Genomic DNA, 19,289 nt, shown 5'->3' with positions numbered 1-19,289 from the left:
TCCGCTGATTCAATAGTGGTCATTGGTGTCGTCGGTTCTGTCATTTTGGATGAAGCAGCCTCGGATTAGTAAGGATGGAAAGAATATCCGCAGTCAGGTTCAGCAATACATAGGTTGCGGCGAAAATCAGGCTGCAAGCCTGCACCACCGGCAGATCCCGCCGTTGCACCGAATCAACCAACAGTTGGCCCAGGCCGGGATAGACAAACACCACCTCGACAATAACCACCCCGACGATCAAGTACGCCAGGTTGATGACGATGACGTTGATGATCGGCGCCCAGGCGTTAGGCAGCGCATGCCGGACTATGATTTGCCATCTTGGGATGCCTTTGAGTGCCGCCATTTCGATATACGGGCTGGCCAACAGGCTGATGATCGCGGCCCGGGTCATGCGCATCATGTGTGCCACCACCACCAGTGTCAGCGTGGTTGCCGGCAGGATGCAGGCATAAATCCGAGCAAAAAACGGCGTATCCGGGCTAACGTTAGCGAGACTCGGAAACCACCCCAGGCTCACCGCGAATATCAGAATCAGGATATAGGAGACGAAAAATTCCGGCGTGGATATGGACGACAGGGTGACGACATTAACCATGCGGTCGTACACGCTATTTCGGTGCAACGCGGCCAAGATGCCGAGGGTCAAGGCGATGGGTACCGAAATAATGGCCGCCATTACCGCCAGAAACAGCGTATTGGCGAATCTTCCGCCGAGCAATTCCCCTATGGGCCGTTGGTTGGATATGGAAATGCCGAAATCCCCCTGCAGGATGCCGCCGAGCCAGGAAAAGTAGCGGATATAACCTGGTTGATCAAGACCCATTTGCAATCGAAGCGCAGCCACGGTTTCCGGTGTTGCTGACTGGCCGAGTATCGCCTGGGCAGCGTCCCCTGGCAACAAGCTGACCCCAAGGAAAATGATTAGGGAAATGGCAAACAACGTGACCAGGCCCAGCGACAATCGCTGTGCTAGCATCCTGAGTATATCGTTCACGGTTGGTTAGCTCTGGCGACTAAGACGAGCATAACCTTATGCAAACCACCAGTGTTGAATGCCCATATAGCCATCCAAGTCGGCATCCGATGCCCAGCCATCTTTCAAGTACTGCACTTTCTTTGAGGTGGCCGACACATAGTTATAAAACATCGGCACAATGGCACCGCCTTCGTCGCTGACAATTCGTTGCATTTCATAGTACATGCCGCGGCGTTTGGCATCGTCAAGTTCAGTACGCGCTTGTATCAGCAGTTGATCAAATTTCTCATGTTTGAAATGAGTGTCGTTCCAGGGCACGCCCGAGGCATAAGCGGTCGAAAACATCTGGTCCTCGACTTGTCTGCCGCCCCAGTAACACGCGACGAATGGTTTGGTCAACCAGATATTGTCCCAATATCCGTCACTCGGCACACGAACCGCATTGATGTTAATGCCGGCGGCGCTTGCATGTTCCTTGTATAGCACGCCTGCGTCCACTGCTCCCGCAAAAGCGGCATCGGCGACGCTAAGATCAACATCCAGCGAGCTAAGCCCGGATTGTTTCAAGTACCACTTGGCTTTTTCGGGGTCGTAAACCCGTTGCGGCAAGTCTTTGTTGTGGTAACGGTTGGCCGTGGCAATGGGGTGATCATTGCCAGTTACGCCGTGGCCTTTCAATATGGTTTTGACCAGCGCTTCACGGTCTATGGCGTGTTTCAGCGCCATGCGCACATTGTTGTCATTGAATGGCGCAACGTCGGTAAACATGGGAAAGGTGTAATGCCCGGTGCCAGTAACCTCCACCACATTGACATCGCTATTGCGCTCCAACAAGTGTACTGTTTTGAGGTCGCACCGGTCCATCGCGTCGATGGCGCCCGTGGTCAGCGCACTGGTTCTTGCCACTACGTCAGCTATGGTTGTCATGTCGACCCCGTCGAAATGACCGCGCGATTCGTCCCAATAGTTAGCAAACTTTTTCAGGCGAGCGCGTACGCCGGGCTCATAATCTTCCATAATGTAAGCGCCTGTACCGACACCGGATTGCCAATCTATCGTACCGTCGGGGTTAGCTGGGCAGATTTGTATATGGTAATCGTATGCGGTGAATGGGAAGTCCGCGTTTCCCCCTTTTAATTTGAACACGACCGTATTTTTTCCATCCGCCTTTACGCTTTCAATCGGCTCTACAATGGGTTTTGCGGCAGAGGTGGTGCCTTCCACAACGTGGTGCTTGATCGAGGCGACCACGTCATTTGCATCCAGTGTTTTGCCATTGTGAAACTCAACCCCGGTGCGTAATTTGAAAGTCCAGGTGACTGCGTCGGGCGAGGCTTCCCAACTTTCCGCCAATTCACCAACCAGTTCATTAGTGTTGGTATATCGAACCAGGTTGTTGCGTACGCCGCCGCGCAGCATCACCTGCGAAAATAAACTGGTAATCAAACCCGGGTCCAGTGAATCGGTGGTGTTGCCCGCACCAATCCCGACTCGGAATACACCGCCTTTTTTGGGTGCGTCGGCAAGCGCTTGTTCGCTCAGAATAGCTGATGGAATGGCCGCCGCCATCCCCAGCGCGGTTGCTTTTTGGATGAAATCCCGCCTAGTGATACGTTGCTCGGATAACAGACTTAGCAGTGAATTTAACTGTCTCATTTTTCTTCTCCGTTGGTTCTTTAAGTTTTATGGAAACCCTCGGGTTTTTGTGGACGCAGGGGCTACAAATGCTACACAAGGAGAAATTTAAGAGAAAATACTCTAAAAGTCAAGTGTCAACTCAGAGTTGTTCAGTAATATCTAACTGTCCGCTTTTGTGCATTTTAATGGACCTGAATGGTAGTTTGTCGCTCATGTATGGGTCAAGGCGGTTACTCGCTATGACTCGTCAGAATCATGCAACCAACGAAACAGCAGGCGGTGGCGTAAATCCGCTTCGCAGCAAGCTGGAGATTTTCCCCTCCGGCCGCGCTTCAGGACAAATCTAAAGCAAACAGAAGCGGACAGTCTATGCGTTATCAATCCAGACAGTTCTTTACTTCTAACAGGGATTATGCATAGGTCTGCATTTTAACCCGACCTATATTCTCTTACTTGCTTGCTAAAGCAAAGGGGCCTTTTTCTGGAATTTTCTCGGTGCCATCAAACCGTGAAAGTGCATTTTGAAGGCCGTCCAATTAAGGATCCTGTATCTACAGACATAGCGCCGGGCATATAAATTGCAGAATGAGATTGAAAGGCGACATTCGACACTAACCCCGGGACTTCGTTGGGCGCAGTATTCTGGAAGGGTTCATCATATTCGGCCATCAGCGCATGGATCTGATTAAAATGCTCAATATTATGATCGCCTCCCGCATTAGCGACAATGAACATGCCGTCATTTTTGTAAATTTTACCACCACTGATATATTCGATATTTTCAAGCTATCCTCGATATTGACGTTGGCCGTCAAGCCGTATTTTCAACAATGAGGAACCAATTGAAGGCGCTTTAAGTTCATTTTCGCCAAAAGCATCGATCATCGCCCCTGCTACTCGAGAAGCACTGCCATCAGCACTTAAAGCAGAATCAATAATCGCCACGGATGCACCTTTTTCAACTAGTCCAAGTGCCACGTTTAATCCAATAACACCGCCACCGACAATAGCGATTTCAATATTTTTATTCGCCAGTATTCCCTAACAATATGTTAGTGACTACTTTGAATGGAGTACACCGTACCCTAACGTCGCACATCACTAGCGCCAAAATACAGCACAAGCAAACTCATGGCGTCGTGCATGTTGCGACAATGGTGGACCAACAGCATACGCTGCGGATTCGGATAACAAGTGCAACTCCACAGTACTGGTAGTGGTAGAGGGCAAGTTGCGGTAGCATCACGGGGTTTTCGCACTACGGCAAAGCAGGAAGAGCGCAGATGAGATACGCGCAGCTTGCCCAAGAGAAACGATACCAAGTGTACGCCTTCAGGCAAACCACCATCGTTCGGCGTTCTTCGCGCCGTCCAGTTCCCAGTTGGCGCCGATGACCTCTGGTGTCTTTACCTTGTCGGTATGAGCATGAACATCGCTCAAAAACAGGGGCAAGGCCACGCCGCCCTCGTTATGGACGATCTGCTGCATCTCAACATAGATTTCGCGACGCTTTTTCTCATCCAGTTCAGCGCGCCCCTGCAACAACAGTTGGTTGAAACGGTCGTGTTTCCAATAGGTGTCGTTCCATTTTGCATCCGCCGCATAAATTTGAGAGAACATCCAGTTTTCGGTCGGGCGTCCGCTCCAGTAGCAGGCGACCCACGGCTTTTGCATCCACACGTTGGACCAGTAGCCATCATCAGGCTCTCTCACGACCTCAATGTCAATACCCGCCGGGCGGGCCGATTCCTGCATGAGTTGCGCCGCATCAACGGCGCCGCCGAAACCAGTTTCAGACGCATGAAACTTAATCTTCAGGCTATCCATGCCGGCCTTCTTCAGGTAGGACCTGGCCTTGTCCGGATCATACGCGCGCTGCGGAATTTCTTCCGTGGTTGCGCGGTAAATGTTGGCCGGGCCGATGGGGTTATCGTTGCCCAGTTCACCATAGCCATAAGCGATTTTCTGCAGCCACTGCTCGCGGTCAACGATATGCTTGATCGCTAGACGCACGTTGTTGTCATCGAACGGCGCGATGTCGGTTCGCATCGGCAGGGTGATTTGCTTGTTGCCCGTGGTGGACACGACCTTGATACCTTCCACCTGCATCAGCCGTTTAACGGTTTTTACTTCTACATTATTCATGCAGTCCACCGCATCGGTTCGCAGGGCGTTGGTACGGGAGTTCGCGTCGGGAATCTGCAGGGTTTCATTCTCGTCGAAATGCGCCTTGTCTGCCTTCCAGTAGTTCGGGTTGCGTTTGGTGAGCGTGCGCACACCGGCTTCATGCTCAACCAGGGAATAACCGCCAGTGCCGGTCCCCGATTGCCAATCAATGGCGCCGTCGCCATTGGAGGGGCAGATGCCGAGATGGTAATCGCTCAAGATGAACGGGAAGTCGGCATCGCCGCCACTGAGTTCAACCACCACAGCATTCTTGCCGTCCGCCTTAACCGAGACGATGCCGTTCAAAATGCCCTTGGCTGCCGAGGTTGAAGCCTCGCCGAGATGGTGATTGAGGGAATCAACCACATCGCGAGAATCGAGCGTCTTGCCGTTATGGAATTCAACTCCCTGACGAATTTTGAAACTCCAGGTCTTGGCATCGGGGCTGGATTCCCAGCTTTCCGCCAGTTCGGGAATCAGATTGCCCTCGGCGGCTACCTCGGTCAGGCCGTTGCGAAGCTGGCCGAACTGCACACTAATCATGTACAGGTCAAGAATCTGACCAGGGTCCAATACATCACTGGTGGCGCCGCCAGTCAGTGCGGTTCGCAACTGGCCGCCTTTTTTCGGAGTCGCCGCTTCCGCTTTGTTGAGCAACGCCGAAGCCGCGGTCATTGAAAAACCAAGTGCCAGCGCGCCGGCCATGAAATTACGGCGGTTGACTTTGCCGTTTTCGAAGGAAGACTGGAGTCGATTAAACTTCTCCAGTGTCTCCCGAGCCACCGTTTCGCACGGCTTCAAGTGATTTGAGTGGTTAGACATAAAAATTCTCCTCAGTTGGTTGTTATTGACGATGCGCCTGTAGGCGAACCTGCCTGAAAACCCGAGGTTGCAGGCGCCAATTCGTTTGTTATGAGCAAACCCGACCCCGGACCGGGGTCAGCATCGTGTTGAATGGTACTGGAACTGTAACACAGTTTTATTCTAATTAGCATTCGCCAATCTTGCTTTTATTCGCGCTATTTCCACTAGGCCGCGGTTAAGTTTCCGACTTAATGAGGAAAAATCCGCGCCAGCGCACATTTCCACGCACCCCTTCACCATCGCATCGCGCAATTCCTGAGTCAGTTCCGGTGCGATCAGACGGCTCCACGGTAGTTTCAACGCAGGGCCGAACTGATCCAGGCAGTAGGCCATGCCGCCTTTGCCGCCGCCAACATGGAAAATCTCGCACGGTCCCATCAATGCCCATCTCGGTCCAGGACCATTGACAACGGCTTGATCGATTTGCTCAACCGTGGCCTCGCCATTGGCCACCATGTGCAGCGCTTCCCGCCAAATCGCTTCTTGCAGCCGTGTGGCGATAAAACCCGGCACTTCTTTTTTCATCACCAACGGCACTTTGCCAGCCACTTTATAAAACCGTTCAGTCCAGTCCACTGCTTCGCGGCTGGTTTTTTCGCCGCCAATCATTTCAACCAATGGCAACAAATAGGGGGGATTAAAAGGGTGAGCCACTACAGTTCGTTGCGGTGTGCTGCAATTAGCTTGTATGTCAGTCATCGACAACCCGGATGTGCTGGAAGCGATTACAACGTTGGGATCAACGATTTCTCCCAATTTTTGATAAAGATGCTGTTTTAATTCGAGTGCTTCTGGAATGCTTTCCTGTATAAACTCGGCATTGGCGACGGCTTCCTCCAGTGATGAAGTCCATTTAAAGTTGTCCATGGAGGCGTCAGGCGCCAATCCCATTTCTGTCAGGCTAATCCATGCGGTTTCCAGCAAGCGATTCAACCCATCAATTTCTGAGACATCGTGGAGGTAGGTCGTGACGTTATATCCACGAGCGAGGTAATGCGCGGTCCAGCCACCCCCGATAGGTCCGGCGCCAATACAGGCGATGTTTTTGACTGCTTCCGGATTATTGGTAATCATAATTGCTCTTTTTATTATTGGCCCTTGTTATTGACCGCGGAAATCCGGTTTGCGTTTTTCAACAAAGGCTTTTACCCCTTCGGCCGCATCGCTGGAGCGCAGCATTTCCCGATAGGTGGGTAACTTGTCGTTACGCATTTTGTGAAACGAGTCTCGAATACTTTCGCCGTCCACCGCGCGTAATACCTCTTTAATAGATTGCAGCGCCAAAGGCGCGACCTGCGCCAATTGAGCAGCCCATTGCCGTGCAGTCGTCATCAGTTGATCTGCTGGCACCACTTTATTGATCATGCCATAGCGTGCCGCCTCGGCGGCCGGCATGCGTCGTCCGAGATATAACATTTCAAGCGCAATATTATAGGGAAGTCGTTTCGGTAATCGCTGCATCGCGCCCGCGTCGGGAATCAGACCGAGGGGTAGTTCAGGCAACGCGAATTCGACATGCTCAGCGGCGATAATTAAATCGCAGGCCAAGGCGATTTCAAATCCACCGCCGATGGTTAGCCCATTGAGCGCGGCGATGACCGGCTTGTTGAGGTTCCAGACTTCGGTAATGCCGGCAAATCCGCCCAAACTGGCATCTTCATTTTCCCACCAGTTATCCAGTTGGGCAGCGCCGCTATCCAGGGATTTCAAATCCCATCCGGCGGAAAATATTTTTTCTCCGGCGGCGGTGATGATGCACACTTTTAAATCGGGATTATCGCGAAAGTGGATAAATGCCTGACCCATCTTGCGGCTGGTCGGGGTGTCTATGGCATTGACTTTGGGGCGGTTAATAGTGATCTCGAAGACCGCGCCATTTTCCACAAGAATAATATCTTGTTCAGGTTCGCTCACGATTTTATTCCACGAAAAGTATTTTAGAGTTTAACGGCCGGGATGAGTTTAAACGAGGGCAACAAAAATTGGTATATCATATGCAGGACATTTACTTAATATGAGATCAGAATCACTGTGGATTACCCATTAACTGAAGAACAGCAAATGTTGGTCGGCTCGGTTCGCGCATTTGTTGAACAGGAACTTGCGCCCCATGAAGCTGAAGTTGACCGAACGGGCGTGGTGCCCGATGAATTAGGCGCGCAGATCAAGAACAAGGCGTTGGATATGGGATTTTATGCGCCAAATTTGCCTGCGTCGGTCGGCGGCGGCGGGCTGGATTACAAATGCCTGGCACTGATGGAAAGAGAGTTTGGCAAGACCAGCTATGGACTGCATGGGTATGTGCATCGCCCGTCGGAAATTTTAATGGCGTGCGAAGGCGAGCAAATCGATGAATATTTGAATCCTTGTGTAACCGGAAAAAAGCAAGAAGTATTTGCATTAACTGAACCCGGTGCGGGTTCGGATATTATGTCGATGCAAACGAAAGCGGTACGGCAGGGTAAGGAATTTATAATCAATGGCAAAAAACACTTCATCAGCAGCCCGGTGATTCTGGATTTTGCCATTCTGTTTGCTCAAACCGGCGTGACCGAACCCCCTGGCGGCGAGCGTAAATTGGTCACTGCCTTTCTGGTCGATGCCGACACTGCGGGATTTCGCATTGACCGCGGGCCGAAATGTGCGGCGCAGCGCGCCTACCACACCTGGCAACTTACTTTTGATTATTGTCGGGTGCATGAATCCAAAATTCTGGGCGAACAACATAAAGGATTTGAATTGGCCGACCAATGGTTGCGAATGGGCAGGATATGGGTTGCGGCCGGTTGTTGCGGCAAGATGGAACGATTGCTTGATTTGGCAACTACCTGGGCGGTCGAACGCAAACAATTCGGCCAGTCCATCGGAAAATTTCAAGGCACCTCGTTTAAGCTCGCAGATATGGCCATGGATTTAAAGGCGTCGGACTTGCTGGTTATGAACGCAGCTGAAAAAGCCGACAATGGTATTATGAAAAATGAAGATGCGGCGATTGCAAAATTATTTGCCTCAGAAGCGGTTGGTCGGGCGGCGGATAGCACGATTCAGATATATGGCGGCATGGGGCTTATGGAAGAACTGCCCATTGAACGAATTTGGCGCGATGCTCGACTGGATAGAATTTGGGACGGCACCTCGGAAATCCAAAGACACATTATTTCTCGATCCTTGCTAAGAGAAGCTGGCGGTTGAACAAAAAACAGCGACAAAACCTGGCGCGGCTATTGGCGCCGCGTCATATCGCATTTATCGGTGGCGCCGATGCGGATTACGCCGCCGGCCAATGCGCTGCCAGCTTCAACGGCCCGGTTTGGGGAGTCAACCCAAAACGCACCCATTTAGGCGGCCAAATCTGTTACCCGTCGACAAGGGATTTACCCGAAGCGCCGGATGCGGTGTTCCTGGCGATTCCGCGGGAGGCCACTATTCAAGCGCTCAAGGACTTAAACGAAATGGGCACCGGGGGAGTAGCCTGTTTTACCGCGGGATTTGGTGAACTCGGGGAGGTCGGCAAACAAGCGGAGAAAGCGCTGGTCGCGGCAGCCGGGGAGGTTGCTCTGGTCGGGCCCAATTGCTACGGCGTAATCAGTTACGTCAACGATGCCATCCTCTGGCCCTTTGCGGCGGGGGCTGGTAAATTTGGTGTTGGCAAATGCGAAAAGGGCATCGCCCTGATTATGCAAAGCGGCATGATTGCCGCGAATCTGGCAATCAATCAGCGTTCGGCGCCGTTGGCTTATGTTATCTCCGCAGGCAACCAGGCCATGTTAGCCATCGAGGACTACATTGACATGCTGGTCGATGATCCGAAAGTCAGCGCCATTGGCATTTATATGGAAGGGATTGTCAGCGTCGAACGATTTGCGGCATCAGCGACCAAAGCGCTGCAAGCCAACAAACCCATTGTGGTTTTGAAAGCCGGGCGTTCTGCAATTGGCGCTCAACTGACCGTCAGTCATACGGGCTCATTGTCGGGCGCAGATGAAGCGCATCAGGCGTTGTTCGACCAGCTCGGCGTAGTGCGCGTTGATGCTCCTGAAACTTTGCTGGAAACGCTAAAATTCATGGCCATCTCAGGCATGCCAAGCGGAAACCGCATTGCGGCGTTTTCTTGCTCTGGCGGCGATGCCCTGATGGTGGCGGATTATTGCGAGCGTAAAAACCTGGAATTACCGCAACATTCGAAATCCGCTACTGCGAAACTCACCGCGTTGTTGCCGGATATTGCCACGGTTTCAAATCCCCTGGACTACACCACGCCGTTATGGGGCAACACCGAGGTCATGCCAAAAGTATTTTCTGCTGCCTTAAAAGACGGATTCGATGCCGCCATTTTTATCCAGGACTATTTTAGTCATGATGATGCCACTGAGCATATTCAGGTAGATAATTCTTCTTATGTTGCGGATGCAAAGTCATATATTGGAGCAGTTAACGAGGCCGGCATTCCAGCGGCAATTTGCAGCGACTTGTCCGAGAATATCGACCAGGGCTCACGAGAAATGATGGTGCGGTTCGGCGTGACGCCGCTGCAGGGTATTGATCGAGGGTTAGACGCCATTTTCAATGCCTGTGTTTATTCTGTTAATCGTTCAAGAATTCTTAAAAACAAACATAAAAAATCGTTGCGCGTCATTCAAGCGACTGGTTCATCCGCTGGGTTGGATCAGGGAAAGGTCCGGTTGTTAAACGCCCGGTTGTTAAACGAATGGGACAGCAAACAACAATTAAAAGCGTTTGGGCTAAGCGTGCCCGAAGGCGCGCTGATTGCAGTTGATACGCTGGCAGATGGGCCGGACATTGCCGAGAAAATAGGATTTCCCGTTGCAATTAAGTTAGTAAGCGAACAGCTAACCCATAAAAGCGATGTTGATGTGGTGGCACTGAATTTGAAAACCAAACATGACGTTGAGCGGGGACTTGCAAAAATCAACACTGCAATTAAAAGCTCAAATATTGATTGTGAAATTCAAGGGTATCTTATCGAGTCCATGGTAGAGAATGTAATCCACGAATTATTAGTCGGCGTTAAACAAGACCCGCAATTCGGCCTGGTAATGGTGATTGCGAGTGGTGGTGTATGGGTTGAATTAATCAAAGACGCACAAACTTTATTGTTACCGACAAATGAAAATACGGTGAAACACGTGCTATCAAACTTAAAATGCTGCCCACTATTGCGCGGATATCGTGGTCGGCCTAAATGCGATATGGATTCATTGGTTAAAACAATAATCGGCTTGGCAGAATTTGCTGAAGCCAATGCGGACCGCCTGATTGAAATGGATATCAATCCGTTGATGGTTTTACCGGACGGCGCGGTTGCCGCGGACGCATTGCTTCGGATAACGGCATAGTGACTGCCAACCAATATGTTTCATTTTGTGGGAGAGGGAGTAATCCCTTGTGGTGTCCATATTCCACGAATTTGTTTCAGAGGATGCCCTGTAATGCCTCACCTTACGAATGTGTATGTTCGGGCTCAGACCCCGATGAGACTGCAGGAGAAAAAACCTGTCCGCAGTTGGGCAGTGAATATCACGCCCTGTTCAGTATCATTTTAGAATTGGAATAGAGTTTCCCGCCGAGAAAGCCCAAGTGTAATGAGTGTGTGTAGGGCGAGCTAACGGCGCCCGCCTCAACATTGACTCGTCGTTCGAAGCGCCGACAATGGCGACCGTTGCGCTCGCCGGGTAACTTCATCAGCTTTGCTGGTCAAAATTTTAGAGAATATATCGGATATGGCTGAATCTTGACCTATCCCAAATTCAGGAAACTTTGAAGCAGGGCATGGCAAGCAATGCGGATCGCGACCACGGCGGCGCACCCGGACCGGGCGCGTTCATTTGCCCGCGCCATTGGTTGCGAAGCCAAGACGGATAGGCTGGATGCTCAGGCGCTGGACGAGAAAAGCCTGCGTTTGTATTCCGTGTCGCCTGATTAGTCAGGACTTCCAAAGGCGCTTTATAGCCCAAACATTTTAGACGGGTTTTATTGTAGTCCTCCACAAACCGGCGGATGAAGCGGTTGGCGGAGTCGCTCGCAGGAGGGCGGCCGTCTGGAAAAAGGCTTGTCGAGAGAGGTCGAGGCATCCTGCAAGCGCCAGATGGCCTGGTTGGAACGGGAAATCCGGAAGGCGCTGCAAGACGATGAAAAGATGGCGCGTCGGACGGTGCTGCATCAGAGCGTGAAAGGGGTTGGCGAAGCGACGGCCGCCCTGGTCGCGCGACAGCGGCAAGCGATCCATTCGAGAGGCGCCGCCGGGCGGTGTGCCGGGCCTCGTATAGGTCCGCCTGGTCGGCGGTTCGTGACGACCCGGAGATGAAGCGCTTTTATGAGAGCCTGCGCAGGCGCGGGAAGCCTGACAAAGCGGCCCTGGTGGCGGTGATGAGAAAGATGTTATTGCCTCTGAATGCGATTGCACGGCGGGGCACGCCGTGGGTGGAGCAGTACGCCCCAACAGCGTAAAAAGACTTGACTCGGAACACAGATGCTCCCGCGCAAGCGGAAATCCAGAAACAAGCGGGGGATTGTTGTTCCCCTTGTTCACTAATATAGACGAGGATTTGAAATGATTATTAAAATTAGTGATTGAATACCCAATGTAACCGTCGCCAGCATGACATCGGACCGGCCGGCGGAATTGACCGCCGCTGAAATTTTTGCCGCGAAAAAGTGGTGCTTTTGCCCTGCCGGTGGCCTATACGCCGACTTGTTCTCAAGCACACTTGGCCGGTTACGTAGTCCGCCACGAGGCTATCAAGGCAAAAGGGGTCGCCACCATTGCGTGTTTGTCGGTAAACGATGCGGGGCGTGGGGCGAAGCGCAGAATGTCAAGAAAAATATTCTGATGCTGGCTGACGGCAGCGGTGCTTTTACCGAAGCGGTCGGACTGGAACTGGATTTGACCGCGCGGCACATGGGCATCCGTTCGCAACGCTACGCAATGATGGCGTGCTTACTCATCTGAATGTCGAGGAAGGGGCAAATTTCGAGGTTAGCGACGCCGAAACCATCCTGAATCTCCTACAAAGGTGGGCTGATGCGCAAGCCCCAACCGAGGCAAAATACCGTGGGTGCGGCTTCACAACCAGCCCGAGTGCCTCAAACGGGCGAAGTGGCTACGGCTGACCGGGACGTTTAGCCCATTTTTCAGGCGCAACATCGGGGTCGTGCCGCGTTTGCTCAGGCCTTTCACCGCGGCGCGGGCGACCCACCACGAACGGTGAGTTTGCTGGCCATCGGCATCTTTGAGCTCGGCGAGGGCGTCGGACATGCGCATGAGGAGCAGGTGTTGACCGTGGTCGGTGTGGACACACAGGTAATGGTCCTGCATCTCAAGGGCGACCAGTTGGCCGCGCTTGTCCTCGGGAAGACGCTGCAGAAAGTGGGCGGTCGGTGATGGGGCGGTCGGTGGCGAGGGCGGTGACGTTACCGATACCGCTTGGAGCGGTGGAGCGGCGCCGAAAATCAGGCTGGCCGGGATGGCGATGAGCAGGGTCAGCAACCACACATAGACAAACAACTCGGGCAGTGGAACCCCCGCAGCGGTGCCGCGAAAAGTGCTTTCAAACCAAAAAACTTCAAAGGTTGCCGGGATCGCGGACAGACTTCCAGCGAGCACGCCGAGGAGTGCTTTTGGCAGGTGCTGGGTGAGCGGGTTGGCGTTGAGGAACCGCCGGACGATGAGCACCTGCAGCCAGTTGAGCAGCACCAAAACGCTCCAGTAGAAATAACGCGTCGGTGCCGACATCGCGTCGAAAGTGCCAAAAGGCCCTATCGCACCGAGGACGAGGCCTATGAGCACGGCTGTGGAAAGCTGGGCCAACAGTCCAAGGGATGAAGTCTGTTCGCGAATCGTCAACGGTGGTTTATGGGCGGTTAGCGAAAAAGTCTAGCAATTCACGAAGAAAATTGCAAATGTCCGCGCTGGTATGGTTAATGTCGTTGTCATTTACTTGTTACGGAGGCATCCCATGTTCCTTTCGATCTTCAAATTCAAGCCGGTCGGCATCCTCTTCGTGCTCTTGGCGCTGACGGCGTCAATACCGTTATTCGCCCAAGATGTGACGGCGCGGCTTGAGGCTGCGGTTAGCCTGCATGACCGCGCTCGAGACGGCGATGTCGCTGCTGGCGTACAAGCTGCCGAGACGCTGGCCGAGCTCCTTGATGAGGATGCCGATAACGCTCGCGTGCTGGTGTATTCCGGCAGCGTTTCCACCCTGCGCGCGCGATTCTACCTCAGTGGTCAACAAAATCCGTTACTCCAACCGTGGCCTGCGAGCCATTGACCGGGCGCTTGAGGTTGGCGCTGACGACTTTGTAGTGCGGCTGGTGCGGGCTAATGTCAACCTCGCCATGCCGAAATTTTTTGGTCGTGCCGACGATGCACTAGTCGACATGAAAGTGCTTCACAACCTTTACCATGCCTCGCCCAGCGCGGAGCGCGCCGCGAATATGGTCGATATTTACGTAAACCTGCGCGAGATTGAGCCTGACAAACCCTTGTGGGAGAAAATGCACAAAAAGATGCTCGTCGAGATGTCCGTCGAAAACCCCGCCCCATGATTGAGTTTCATTCTTGCCATACCTCTGAAATGCGTCAAAACCCACATTACCCACGGGCCAACAGAGTAACTGATCGAACGCAGCACTTTGGCGGCGATCTCCTGCGCCATAAGCCGCCGTTCTGCTTTATCGGACGATTTGATGCGTTGCGGAGAAGCGGCGATGCGGTCGCTCCAGCGCACGAACGCAAGAGCCAGTTTGACCTTGGAGGATACAGTTTCCGCGAGGCAAAAACGCTGAAAGACTGGGAGACCTTCTACAAAGTGGCTGCCAACGCTTACCGCTCCGATCTACAAAAAGCGATTGGTGCTCGTCGCAAGATCGACTCCCAAGTTATTGCCCGGGAACATCGTGCCTCGGACGGTAAGCGGGAAGGAAGTTTCCTTGCTTTCATCGCCATTGAAAATTGCCAACCGGTGGGTACGATCTGTATTTTCTTCGACCATGGGGAGCATGGATTGCCCATCGAAGGTGAGGCGAATATCGATTTGGGTCCTTGGCGCCGCAAGGGTGCGGTTGCGGAGATAGGCCGTCTCAGCCTGATCCGTACCCACCGCTTTAATCCGTTTTTGTTGAAAGGGCTATTCAAATGCGTGGTCGAGGCTGCGGCTGAAAAGAGTATCTGGTTTATTTTCAACGACTCCTTCGTCTTTCAGCGACGCATCTATGAAAAGATCGGGTTTTCCGCCCTTTTTGAAAAGCCTTATCTGTCATCCGACGAAAATTCGACCGGATATGGCCTCAAAGTCCTGCCGATGGTGATGAGTCTTGTGCGCATGATTCGCATGGATGAAGAGACCAGCATGGCATCCGACTTGCGCGGCATCCTGGCTCCTTATGTCATTGAAAGGTTTTTTAAACGCCTCGTCATCCGGGAGACGCTGGGCTTACTACCATGCTTGAAACATAACATCAGGGAGGCGCAAGATGCGAAAACCTAGGGGTCGCAACGTTCGTAAAGCCATCTTGGCGGCTTGGCTCACGACCGGGCTACTGATTTCGGGGTATGGATTTTTATTATCCGGTTGCGCGCCAGTGTTGCCCGCGCAGAAGTCAATCGTAGATGTCGGGCAGATCCACAGTCTCGAGATGGCCGAACGGGCTTGGCAGACCGCGAGGGTTGCTGAATATGGGCCCATCTGGATTGCGGAAAACAAGCTGGACGGAGATCGTTTTACGGCCGGACTGGTGGCAACCCAGTTAGCTTCGGTTACCGGTGACACGGCGTGGTCCAACGTAGCCATCAAAATTTTTAATGATGTGCTTGAGCAAGCGCCCGATCTTACGCACGCACGCGCCTGGCGCGGTTTGGCCCATGCGTTGTTGGCCCGGGATTTTCCGGTGCAGGGACTTTGGCAAATCGTCCCGGGACCCGGATTTGTCCGGCTCCATCATGTAAGGGCAAGTTTCCGCGATTTGGACAAGGCCATCGCCGCCGCGCCGCATGATCCTGTAATCCGGCTTATCCGGGCATCTACCTATCTCGGCCTGCCGTCGATTTTCGGCGGCAGGAAAGAGGGGCTTGCGGACTTCAATCTGTTGCACGACTGGGTCACCGCCCCTGAGGGCAATCCGGAGTATGTCGATTTGCTACAGTCAAAAATCTGGCAGGAAGAGTATTATCTAGCCCGTGCCACTATGATGACGCGTATCGGCAAAGCTACGGAGGTCGCCGGGCTATGGGAGCATCTGGGCGCGGTCACCGACAACCCGCTTCTTCGGGAATTGGCAAAATGGCACCTGACCTCGATCGGCACATCGCAATAACCGGCATTGGCGCCATCGGTTCCTTTGGCATCGGTGTGGATGCGCTTTGGTCTCATCTGGACGCTGACCGGTTGGATTTTAAGCCCTGCTCGCGTTACCAGAGCAAATTGTTATGCGCGGAGGCGGCGAAACCCAACTTGCGTCGGTTGTTGCGTTCAAGCCAACTTTCGAGGTCTCCGTTGGTCTCTCAATTTGCCATCGTGGCCGTGCACTTGGCTTTGGAGCAAGCTGGCATCGCTGCTGACATGAGAGGGAGTGGGCAATCCATGGGTCTTGTTTATGGCACTTCAAACGGGCCGGGGGCGGCCACTCAGGAGATCTACGATGACCTGATTGAGCGTGGCCCCGCCAGCGTCAAGCCCCGGGTTTTTCAGGAATCCGTATTCAACGCGCCAGCTAGTTTGGTGAGTATTCATTTTGGTCTGAAAGGGCCGGTTCAATCTTTGGCTTCCGGCTGTTGCGGTCATTCAGTTCTATATCAAGCACAAATGCTACTGGCTCGGCCGGAAGTCGGGGCGGTGATTGCTTTGTGCTCGGATGAGCTTTGTGAAGCGACGCAGTCGGCACTCAGAGTCTTGCGCTGGCAGGCGGCGGCCAGTCCTGTTGGCGGCTCGCCCGCCGCTAAAAACCGCGGGGCCATATCCTCAGAAGGCGCAGCGGCGCTGGTTCTTGAGCCGACGGATTTCGCCCTGACGCGAGGCGGGATACCCCTAGCCGAGTTGGCCGGAGCAGGTTTCAGTAATGATGCTTGGCAGCTTGCCTATCCAGCGGAAGACGGCCGTGGTCTGGCGGCTGCGATGACTGCGTGCCTTGAAGATTCTGATGCTTTGCCAGGCGACATAGATATAATCCTGTCCGCGACCGCCAATACCGATGTCGATGACCGCCTTGAAACCGCTGCTATTAGGTCAGTTTTCGGTGATAGTATCCCAATGGTGGCTACGACCAAAACCAATATCGGCCATGCGATGGGTGCCGCCACCATGCTTGATACGGTTCTCGCCACAGAAATCATTCGTCGCGATAAAGTTCCAGGCTCGCTGGACTGCGATGGCGCTTTCGCGGCCGGTATCGATGCGGCGTTGTGCAGTGGCATCAGTCTGAATGGCCTTTTCGGTGCTGCGCTGGTAAGGAGAAACTCGTGGTAAGTACGGCTATTTTGTTTCCAGGGCAGGGTGCGCAGTTTTTTGGCATGGGACGAAAGTTGATTGGCCTGCGTCGTGTCGTTGAAACGCTTGAAGAATGTGCCGACGCGTCATCCCTTCCGATCATGGATTATGTGCTGAAAACGCCGGATGCGGTATTGAGAGAAACAAACAGGGCGCAGCCGGCGATTTTCGCCCTTTCGGTAAGCTTGGCGCGGATTCTACTGGATGAAGGGGTGAAACCAGACTTATATGCCGGGCACAGCATCGGCCATTTCTCCGCCCTCGTGATTTCCGGTTCGCTACGGCTCAGCGATGCGGCCCATCTGGTTGCAGAGCGCGGACGGTTGATGGCTGCAAGCGGCAAGCGTCGCCCCGGTGGCATGGGCGTTGTCCACGCACTGGATGAGCAGACCGTCACCGAGGCACTCGAGAAGTCCGGATTGCCGTTGTGGTCCGCCAACTTCAATCTTCTCGACCAGATTGTGGTGTCCGGCGAGCGTGGCGCGCTCGAGAAGGCGCGTGCTTTGTTCACCGACCTTGGCGGAAGGTGGTCTAGCTTGAATGTATCCGGCGCGTTTCACTCCCCGCTTCTTGACGTGGAGGCCGCGGAGTTTGCCGCTACGGTTGAGACCATTGAAGTCGGTACGCCGTCGGTACCGGTGCTGCGTAATTGCGATGGCATGGCACTAACCCGAGCAGAAACAGTACGCAAGGACTTGAAAAGGCATATGATGGCGCCGGTGCGCTGGACCGCTGTTATGGATGCCATGCGAAAAGCCGGGATTACCCTTGGCTTCGAAGCGGGACCGAGCAGGGTGTTGACCGGTTTGATGATGCGCCATGTCCCCGCTCTTTCGGTCATGAGCACGGGTACGCCAGCATTGCTGCAACGCGCTGTCCAAGCCGCCCGGATGGGCAAGGAATAGGGCGCTTGATGATTCCGGTGATGAAACAGCGTGAAGCCGTCATCACTGGCGTTGGCGTGGTGAATGCGCTTGCAGGCGATTTTGATGGTTTCGTCGATGCCATGCGTCAGGGCAGGTGCGGACAACGGCCGATAACCAGCTTTGACGCGACCGGTCTGCGTAACCCGCAGGCTTGCGAGGCGGTGGATTTTGAGCTACAGCCAATCCATGAAAAACAAGGAAAGCGGAAAATGGAGCGCAGTTCCGAGTTGGTGCTTACCGCTTTTTCCCAAGCCGTGGCCATGGCAGAGATTGACTTACACGGTGTCACGCCCGGGCGCGGCGCGGTTGCCTTGGGTTCCACCCTTGGCGGGGCGCTGACTGGGTTGCGCTATTATCGCGGTGTGCGGCAAGGCAGGCGCCGACCGTCGCTGTTACGAGATTATTCGATGCACGCACCGGGTTATCGCTTGTGTATTGAGAGCGGATTTCTAGGGCCAAACTTGTTGTTTTCAACCGCCTGTACTTCATCTAATCTAGCGTTGTCCGTCGCCTGTGACCTAATCTGCTTTGATAAGGCCGATGTTGTTATTGCTGGCGGGTTTGACACCATGTCTGAAGTTTCCTGCTCCGGGTTTAGCGTCATGCGCAATGTATCCCCGAATATCTGCCGTCCTTTTGATCGCAACCGGCAAGGGCTTATACTCGGAGAGGGTAGCGCGCTTCTAATCGTAGAGGCCGGTGATTTTGCCGCCAAACGAGGCGCAAGCACCTTGGCAACGATCCGCGGTTATGGGTTGACCTCGGACGCTTATCATATGACCGCTCCAGATACGACAGCGATCGGGGCAACTGCCTGTATGCAGCAAGCCATTAAGATGGCCGGCACGGATGCGGCCGATATCGACTTTATATGTGCTCATGGCACAGGCACGGTGCACAACGACCGGACCGAGGCCAAGGCTATTCACAAGGTTTTTGGCCGTCGCGCTGGGGAGATTGCCTGTTCGTCGATTAAGTCAATGCTCGGCCACACGCTTGGCGCCGCGGGAGCGATGAATGCGGTCGCGGCGATAGCTGGAAAACACGGTCGCTATATTCCGCCGACGATTCACTTTGTAGAAGCGGATGCACAAAACCCCGTGGCTTGTTCTGCCGAGGCGCGAACCGGGTCTCCGCGACTGGCGCTATCCAATGCGTTTGGCTTCGGCGGCGCCAACTGTTGCGTTTTGTTGGAGCTGCACTAGTAATGAG

17 protein-coding genes and 1 pseudogene are annotated in these 19,289 nt (G+C 53.5%); 11 read left to right on the top strand and 7 right to left on the bottom strand.

Features of this window, described 5'->3' with window-relative positions:
- Positions 1-40: 40 nt before the first annotated feature.
- From ACPXXB_RS00250 to ACPXXB_RS00225, 6 genes are all read right to left on the bottom strand, one after another.
- A complete protein-coding gene (locus ACPXXB_RS00250) occupies positions 41-997 on the bottom strand; it encodes an ABC transporter permease (protein WP_423908170.1) in 957 nt (318 codons plus the stop codon).
- A 36-nt stretch (positions 998-1,033) separates the two neighbouring features.
- Positions 1,034-2,635, bottom strand: coding sequence for an ABC transporter substrate-binding protein (locus ACPXXB_RS00245; protein ID WP_423908168.1), 1,602 nt, complete (start codon positions 2,633-2,635; stop codon positions 1,034-1,036).
- A 768-nt stretch (positions 2,636-3,403) separates the two neighbouring features.
- Positions 3,404-3,625, bottom strand: a complete 222-nt coding sequence (locus ACPXXB_RS00240) for an FAD-dependent oxidoreductase (protein WP_423911212.1) — start codon at positions 3,623-3,625, stop codon at positions 3,404-3,406.
- A 324-nt stretch (positions 3,626-3,949) separates the two neighbouring features.
- Entirely contained in the window at positions 3,950-5,605 is a 1,656-nt protein-coding gene (locus ACPXXB_RS00235) for an ABC transporter substrate-binding protein (protein ID WP_423908166.1), read from the bottom strand.
- A gap of 162 nt (positions 5,606-5,767) precedes the next feature.
- Entirely contained in the window at positions 5,768-6,721 is a 954-nt protein-coding gene (locus ACPXXB_RS00230) for a 3-hydroxyacyl-CoA dehydrogenase NAD-binding domain-containing protein (RefSeq protein ID WP_423908165.1), read from the bottom strand.
- Between the two features lie 27 nt (positions 6,722-6,748).
- A complete protein-coding gene (locus ACPXXB_RS00225) occupies positions 6,749-7,561 on the bottom strand; it encodes an enoyl-CoA hydratase-related protein (protein ID WP_423908163.1) in 813 nt (270 codons plus the stop codon).
- A 117-nt stretch (positions 7,562-7,678) separates the two neighbouring features.
- Here ACPXXB_RS00225 and ACPXXB_RS00220 point away from each other — a divergent pair, with 117 nt between their 5' ends.
- The 4 genes and pseudogenes from ACPXXB_RS00220 to ACPXXB_RS00205 all read left to right on the top strand — a co-directional run.
- Positions 7,679-8,839 carry an acyl-CoA dehydrogenase family protein gene (locus tag ACPXXB_RS00220; RefSeq protein ID WP_423908162.1) on the top strand — a complete coding sequence of 387 codons (1,161 nt, stop codon included), beginning with the start codon at positions 7,679-7,681 and terminating at the stop codon, positions 8,837-8,839.
- Positions 8,836-11,004, top strand: a complete 2,169-nt coding sequence (locus tag ACPXXB_RS00215; protein ID WP_423908160.1) for an acetate--CoA ligase family protein — start codon at positions 8,836-8,838, stop codon at positions 11,002-11,004. Before ACPXXB_RS00220 ends, ACPXXB_RS00215 begins: the two co-directional genes overlap by 4 nt.
- 443 nt (positions 11,005-11,447) lie before the next feature.
- On the top strand, positions 11,448-11,591 hold the full coding sequence (locus ACPXXB_RS00210; protein WP_423908158.1) for a hypothetical protein: 144 nt from the start codon (positions 11,448-11,450) through the stop codon (positions 11,589-11,591).
- Between the two features lie 675 nt (positions 11,592-12,266).
- Positions 12,267-12,676: pseudogene (locus ACPXXB_RS00205) on the top strand (redoxin family protein); the annotation flags it as partial.
- 55 nt (positions 12,677-12,731) lie between these two features.
- Here ACPXXB_RS00205 and ACPXXB_RS00200 read toward each other — a convergent pair.
- Positions 12,732-13,511, bottom strand: a complete 780-nt coding sequence (locus tag ACPXXB_RS00200) for a LytTR family DNA-binding domain-containing protein (protein WP_423908156.1) — start codon at positions 13,509-13,511, stop codon at positions 12,732-12,734.
- 112 nt (positions 13,512-13,623) lie between these two features.
- Between ACPXXB_RS00200 and ACPXXB_RS00195 the strand changes: the two genes are divergently transcribed.
- From ACPXXB_RS00195 to ACPXXB_RS00165, 7 genes are read left to right on the top strand one after another with little or no spacing between them, the layout of a single operon-like run.
- Positions 13,624-13,938, top strand: a complete 315-nt coding sequence (locus ACPXXB_RS00195; RefSeq protein ID WP_423908154.1) for a hypothetical protein — start codon at positions 13,624-13,626, stop codon at positions 13,936-13,938.
- Positions 13,892-14,215 (top strand): hypothetical protein, encoded by a 324-nt coding sequence (locus ACPXXB_RS00190; protein WP_423908152.1) that lies wholly within the window; start codon positions 13,892-13,894, stop codon positions 14,213-14,215. The genes ACPXXB_RS00195 and ACPXXB_RS00190 overlap by 47 nt, the downstream gene beginning before the upstream one ends.
- Positions 14,212-15,156, top strand: a complete 945-nt coding sequence (locus tag ACPXXB_RS00185; protein WP_423908150.1) for a hypothetical protein — start codon at positions 14,212-14,214, stop codon at positions 15,154-15,156. The genes ACPXXB_RS00190 and ACPXXB_RS00185 overlap by 4 nt, the downstream gene beginning before the upstream one ends.
- The gene (locus ACPXXB_RS00180) at positions 15,143-15,982 is read left to right on the top strand and encodes a hypothetical protein (RefSeq protein ID WP_423908148.1); all 840 of its coding nucleotides are present in this window, start codon (positions 15,143-15,145) and stop codon (positions 15,980-15,982) included. The genes ACPXXB_RS00185 and ACPXXB_RS00180 overlap by 14 nt, the downstream gene beginning before the upstream one ends.
- Positions 15,949-17,130, top strand: a complete 1,182-nt coding sequence (locus ACPXXB_RS00175) for a beta-ketoacyl synthase N-terminal-like domain-containing protein (RefSeq protein ID WP_423908147.1) — start codon at positions 15,949-15,951, stop codon at positions 17,128-17,130. The genes ACPXXB_RS00180 and ACPXXB_RS00175 overlap by 34 nt, the downstream gene beginning before the upstream one ends.
- Positions 17,124-18,056: an ACP S-malonyltransferase gene (locus tag ACPXXB_RS00170; RefSeq protein ID WP_423908146.1), complete on the top strand. Its 933-nt coding sequence runs from the start codon at positions 17,124-17,126 to the stop codon at positions 18,054-18,056. Before ACPXXB_RS00175 ends, ACPXXB_RS00170 begins: the two co-directional genes overlap by 7 nt.
- Positions 18,057-18,064: 8 nt before the next feature.
- Positions 18,065-19,282 (top strand): beta-ketoacyl-[acyl-carrier-protein] synthase family protein, encoded by a 1,218-nt coding sequence (locus ACPXXB_RS00165; RefSeq protein ID WP_423908144.1) that lies wholly within the window; start codon positions 18,065-18,067, stop codon positions 19,280-19,282.
- The last annotated feature ends 7 nt before the right edge of the window (positions 19,283-19,289 follow it).

It is taken from the genome of Candidatus Spongiihabitans sp. (assembly GCF_965237845.1).
Classification (GTDB): Bacteria; Pseudomonadota; Gammaproteobacteria; order Arenicellales; family Poriferihabitantaceae; genus Spongiihabitans.
Note: the sequence above shows the minus strand (reverse complement) of the source record. Positions and strands in the feature narration are given on the sequence as shown.

Excerpts from the sequence above, each read along its gene's own strand:
- ACPXXB_RS00185 (WP_423908150.1), top strand. The coding sequence starts at position 14,212 with ATGATTGAGTTTCATTCTTGCCATACCTCTGAAATGCGTCAAAACCCA.
- ACPXXB_RS00245 (WP_423908168.1), bottom strand. The coding sequence starts at position 2,635 with ATGAGACAGTTAAATTCACTGCTAAGTCTGTTATCCGAGCAACGTATC.
- ACPXXB_RS00175 (WP_423908147.1), top strand. The coding sequence starts at position 15,949 with ATGGCACCTGACCTCGATCGGCACATCGCAATAACCGGCATTGGCGCC.
- ACPXXB_RS00235 (WP_423908166.1), bottom strand. The coding sequence starts at position 5,605 with ATGTCTAACCACTCAAATCACTTGAAGCCGTGCGAAACGGTGGCTCGG.
- ACPXXB_RS00180 (WP_423908148.1), top strand. The coding sequence starts at position 15,143 with ATGCGAAAACCTAGGGGTCGCAACGTTCGTAAAGCCATCTTGGCGGCT.
- ACPXXB_RS00210 (WP_423908158.1), top strand. The coding sequence starts at position 11,448 with ATGCGGATCGCGACCACGGCGGCGCACCCGGACCGGGCGCGTTCATTT.
- ACPXXB_RS00195 (WP_423908154.1), top strand. The coding sequence starts at position 13,624 with ATGTTCCTTTCGATCTTCAAATTCAAGCCGGTCGGCATCCTCTTCGTG.
- ACPXXB_RS00165 (WP_423908144.1), top strand. The coding sequence starts at position 18,065 with ATGATTCCGGTGATGAAACAGCGTGAAGCCGTCATCACTGGCGTTGGC.
- ACPXXB_RS00230 (WP_423908165.1), bottom strand. The coding sequence starts at position 6,721 with ATGATTACCAATAATCCGGAAGCAGTCAAAAACATCGCCTGTATTGGC.